This is a genomic window from Mesorhizobium sp. M7D.F.Ca.US.004.01.2.1, from assembly GCF_003997785.1.
GTDB classification, from domain to species: Bacteria; Pseudomonadota; Alphaproteobacteria; order Rhizobiales; family Rhizobiaceae; genus Mesorhizobium; species Mesorhizobium loti.
In genome coordinates this window covers 1-3,698 of sequence record NZ_RZRQ01000453.1, presented here as the reverse complement: position 1 = coordinate 3,698, position 3,698 = coordinate 1, and the positions used below count along the sequence as shown (strand labels likewise).

Here is a 3,698-nt window from a genome sequence, read left to right as displayed (position 1 = left end):
CATCCAGAGCAGCGATGTCGATTCCTTCTCCGCGCTGATCGGCAAGGAGGCACCGCGGGGAACGCTGGCCAAGGTGCCCATGCTGCGCGGCCGGGTGATGGCGCTGAACGGTGTCGATGTCGACAAGGTGAAGGTGCCGGCGGCAGGCGCCTGGGTGCTGAAGGGTGATCGTGGCCTGACCTATGACGCCAGGCAGCCGGAAAACACGACGCTGACCGAGGGCAGCTGGTGGCCGGACAAGTATAGCGGCGAGCCGCTGGTCTCGTTTTCGGCGCAAGAAGGCAAGGAGATCGGGCTGAAGCTCGGCGACACCATCACCGTCAATGTGCTCGGCCGCAATGTCACGGCCAGGATCGCCAATTTCCGCCAGGTCGAATGGGAGACGATGGGCATCAATTTCGTCATGGTGTTCTCGCCCAACACATTCGCAGGCGCCCCGCATGGCTGGATGGCGACGTTGACCGAAAAGAATGCCTCGACGGCGGACGACGCTCGTATCCTCAATGCCGTCACCCGCGCCTTCCCGGCGGTGACGTCGGTCCGGGTCAAGGATGCGCTCGATGTCGTCAACCGGCTGGTCGGGCAGCTCGGTACGGCGATCCGGGCGGCGGCCGGCGTGGCGCTGATCGCTTCGGTGCTGGTGCTGGCCGGCGCGCTTGCCGCCGGTAACCGGGCGCGCATCCATGACGCGGTGGTGCTGAAGACGCTGGGCGCGACACGCAGGACGCTGATCGCGGCCTTCTCGCTCGAATACATGCTGATCGGGCTCGCCACCGCGATCTTCGCGCTGGCGGCAGGCAGTGCCGCTGCCTGGTTCGTCGTCGCGCGCATCATGACATTGCCGTCGCATTTCATGCCCGAGGTGGCGGTGGCGACCATTCTGTTCTCGCTGGTGATCACGGTCGGCATCGGCCTCGCCGGCACCTGGCGGGTGCTTGGCCAGAAGGCAGCACCCGTGCTGCGCAACCTGTGACCTTAGGTCCGCAATGGCCACCCTGGATTAAATCTTGGTAAGAATGCCGTCCGGAAAGCCGAGGAATCGGCACTTCGTTGTCTCACGAACCGTTACATCCGGTTACGGTCTTGTTCTTGACGCGAATAACCATCATATTTCGCCACAGGCATGCTGGAGCCCTGCCAGCGGCGCCTGGGTCCGGTGGATTTATTCCGACTGGGCCTGACACCGGACGGGGCAGAAGCAATAGAGGACTACAATGGCTGATCCCATTCGCAACTACCAGACGCGCGCCGTGCCCGGCGTCGGCGTCGGTGCTGACATCGATCAGGGCCTGCGCGCCTACATGATCAAGGTCTACAATCTGATGGGGCTTGGCCTCCTCATCACCGGTCTTGCCGCTGTCGGCACGATCATGCTGGCCACCACCACCGATCCGGCTTCGGCTGTCGCGACGCTGCCAAGCGGCGAGATGCTGACCTCGTTCGGCTACGCGATCTTCGGCTCGCCGCTGCGCTGGGTGGTGATCTTTGCCCCGCTGGCCGCGGTGCTGTTCCTGTCGTTCCGGGTCCAGTCGATGAGCGTTGCGGCGGCGCAGACGACGTTCTGGGTCTATGCCGGCCTCGTCGGCCTGTCGCTGTCGTCGATCTTCCTGGTCTACACGGCGGCCAGCATTTCGCAGACCTTCTTCGCCACCGCAGCGGCCTTCGGCGCGCTGTCGCTCTACGGCTACACGACCAAGCGCGACCTGACCGCGATGGGCTCGTTCTTGATCATGGGCGTGTTCGGTCTGATCATCGCCATGGTCATCAACATCTTCCTGCAGTCGTCGGCCCTGTCCTTCGCCGTTTCGGCGATCGGCGTGCTGATCTTCTCGGGCCTCACCGCCTATGACACGCAGAAGATCAAGGAAATGTACTTCGATGGCGACGCCTCGGATGTCGCTGGCCGCAAGGCGATCATGGGTGCGCTGAGGCTCTATCTCGACTTCATCAACCTGTTCATGTTCCTGCTGCAGTTCATGGGCGATCGCCGCTAGGTTTTGTCCGGCTCATGATCTGACTGGACCATCGAATTCCAAAAGGGCGGCCCAACGGCCGCCCTTTTCTTTTGTGCCGGTCTTTGCTGTTATTGCGAGCAGAGAAATGGCATGCATAAATTATGAGCAGTATTACGATTCGACCCGCGACGGTGGCCGACCTTGACCGAATCACGGACATCTATGCCGACGCGGTGACTCAAGGCACGGCGAGCTATGAGCTGGAGCCACCCAGCCGAGCGGAGATGGGCACTCGATTCGATAGTTTGATGGCCGGCGGATTTCCTTATCTGGTGGCGGAGAAGGATGGCGCCGTTCTTGGCTACGCCTATGCCGGTGCCTTCCGGCCGCGTCCGGCCTACCGCTTCATCGTCGAGGATTCGGTCTATATCGCGCCCTGGGCGAAGGGCCAGGGCGTTGGCTTGTTGCTGATGCAGCAGCTGATCGAGGCGGTGCGGGGCGCGGGCTTCCGCCAGATCATCGCGGTGATCGGCGATGGCCGTCCCGACAGCGCCTCGGTGCGGCTGCACGAAAAGCTCGGCTTTCGCCATTCAGGCCGCCTGGAAGGCTCCGGCTACAAGCACGGACGCTGGCTGGACACGGTGTTCATGCAGCTGTCGCTGAATGGCGGGGCAGTGACGCCGCCCGATCCCGAATCGCTGCCGGAGCGGAAGTTCCGCGAGGGCCTTGGAGGGAAATGAACTGAGGAATTGAAGAATTGATGAACTGAAGAATAAAAGAAACAGCGGCTATATATATCGTTGCGGGCCTTTTCTTCAACTCATCAATTCTCCAGTTCTTCAATTCTCCTGCTCCAATTCCCCTCAGGCCTCGACCACTTTCAACTTGCTGTCGAAAATCCCAAGCACGCGGCCGAGTTCCTGGCCGCGCTTCAAGATGCGGCCGCCGGCGGCAATGACGGCAAAGGCGCCCTGCTTGCGGGCCAGTTTCGGATCCTTGACGATCTGGAACAGCGGCACTTCGCTGGTGCGGCGGAACACGGAAAACACAGCGCGGTCGGTGAGATGATCGATAGCGTAGTCGCGCCATTCATTGGCGGCGACCATGCGTCCGTAGAGTCTGAGGATCTGATCCAGCTCGCGCCGGTCGAACCGCACCGGCTGATCAAGGCGCTCGCGTCGCGCCTCGTGCAGCGGGATCAATATTGCGGATGCGTCACCATCCCCCGTCCCGCCGCTGTCATCGGTCATGCCTCGATCCTTCAAAATGAATCTTTGCCAGCCAAAGTTGGCGTGTTCGCAGCTGAATTGCAAGACCCGGCGAAGCACAGCGGCGCCGCGCTGTTTCCGCCACGTCCAGTCACTTTTATGAAACGCCGTGTTGGAATTGGTGATGCTTCGCCACATTTCTGCCTTTTTTTATCCGCGCTCATGCCCCAATGTCCGACGAATTTACCGGCGTTGCCTGAGACGGTTCGGTCCGGCACCGGCTCGTAAACCCCAAGCCCCCCGCCCACGGGTCTGCGTCGGATCGAACCAACCTCGGCTCTTCCTCGGAAGAACCGGGTGCGACGATCCCAAAACCTAAATGACCGACGTCAGAAGCAAGCTGACGTCGGTTTTTTATTGGGGTCTCCGCGACGGAGCTTCGCTCCTGCTTCTCCCTAGGATGACGAAGGCAGGGTCGTTTCAGCGATTCTGTTACGGCTTGTGGATGAACGCAGCGCCAAGAATGGGACCGGGC

At 61.5% G+C, this 3,698-nt stretch carries 4 protein-coding genes; 3 read left to right on the top strand and 1 reads right to left on the bottom strand.

Going from position 1 to position 3,698, the window contains the following annotated elements; translation table 11 throughout:
* From EN993_RS32800 to EN993_RS32790, 3 genes are all read left to right on the top strand, one after another.
* The coding region (locus tag EN993_RS32800; RefSeq protein WP_127265921.1) for an FtsX-like permease family protein at window positions 1–973 on the top strand (973 nt) is incomplete at its 5' end.
* Window positions 974–1,214: 241 nt separating this feature from the next.
* Complete coding sequence (locus EN993_RS32795) at window positions 1,215–1,994, top strand: Bax inhibitor-1/YccA family protein (protein WP_109663747.1); 780 nt, start codon at window positions 1,215–1,217, stop codon at window positions 1,992–1,994.
* A 122-nt stretch (window positions 1,995–2,116) separates the two neighbouring features.
* On the top strand, window positions 2,117–2,695 hold the full coding sequence (locus tag EN993_RS32790; RefSeq protein ID WP_109663749.1) for a GNAT family N-acetyltransferase: 579 nt from the start codon (window positions 2,117–2,119) through the stop codon (window positions 2,693–2,695).
* Window positions 2,696–2,818: 123 nt separating this feature from the next.
* On the opposite strand, the gene EN993_RS32785 is transcribed toward EN993_RS32790, so the two are convergent.
* Window positions 2,819–3,205 carry a DUF2794 domain-containing protein gene (locus EN993_RS32785; RefSeq protein ID WP_109665336.1) on the bottom strand — a complete coding sequence of 129 codons (387 nt, stop codon included), beginning with the start codon at window positions 3,203–3,205 and terminating at the stop codon, window positions 2,819–2,821.
* Between the last annotated feature and the right edge of the window lie 493 nt (window positions 3,206–3,698).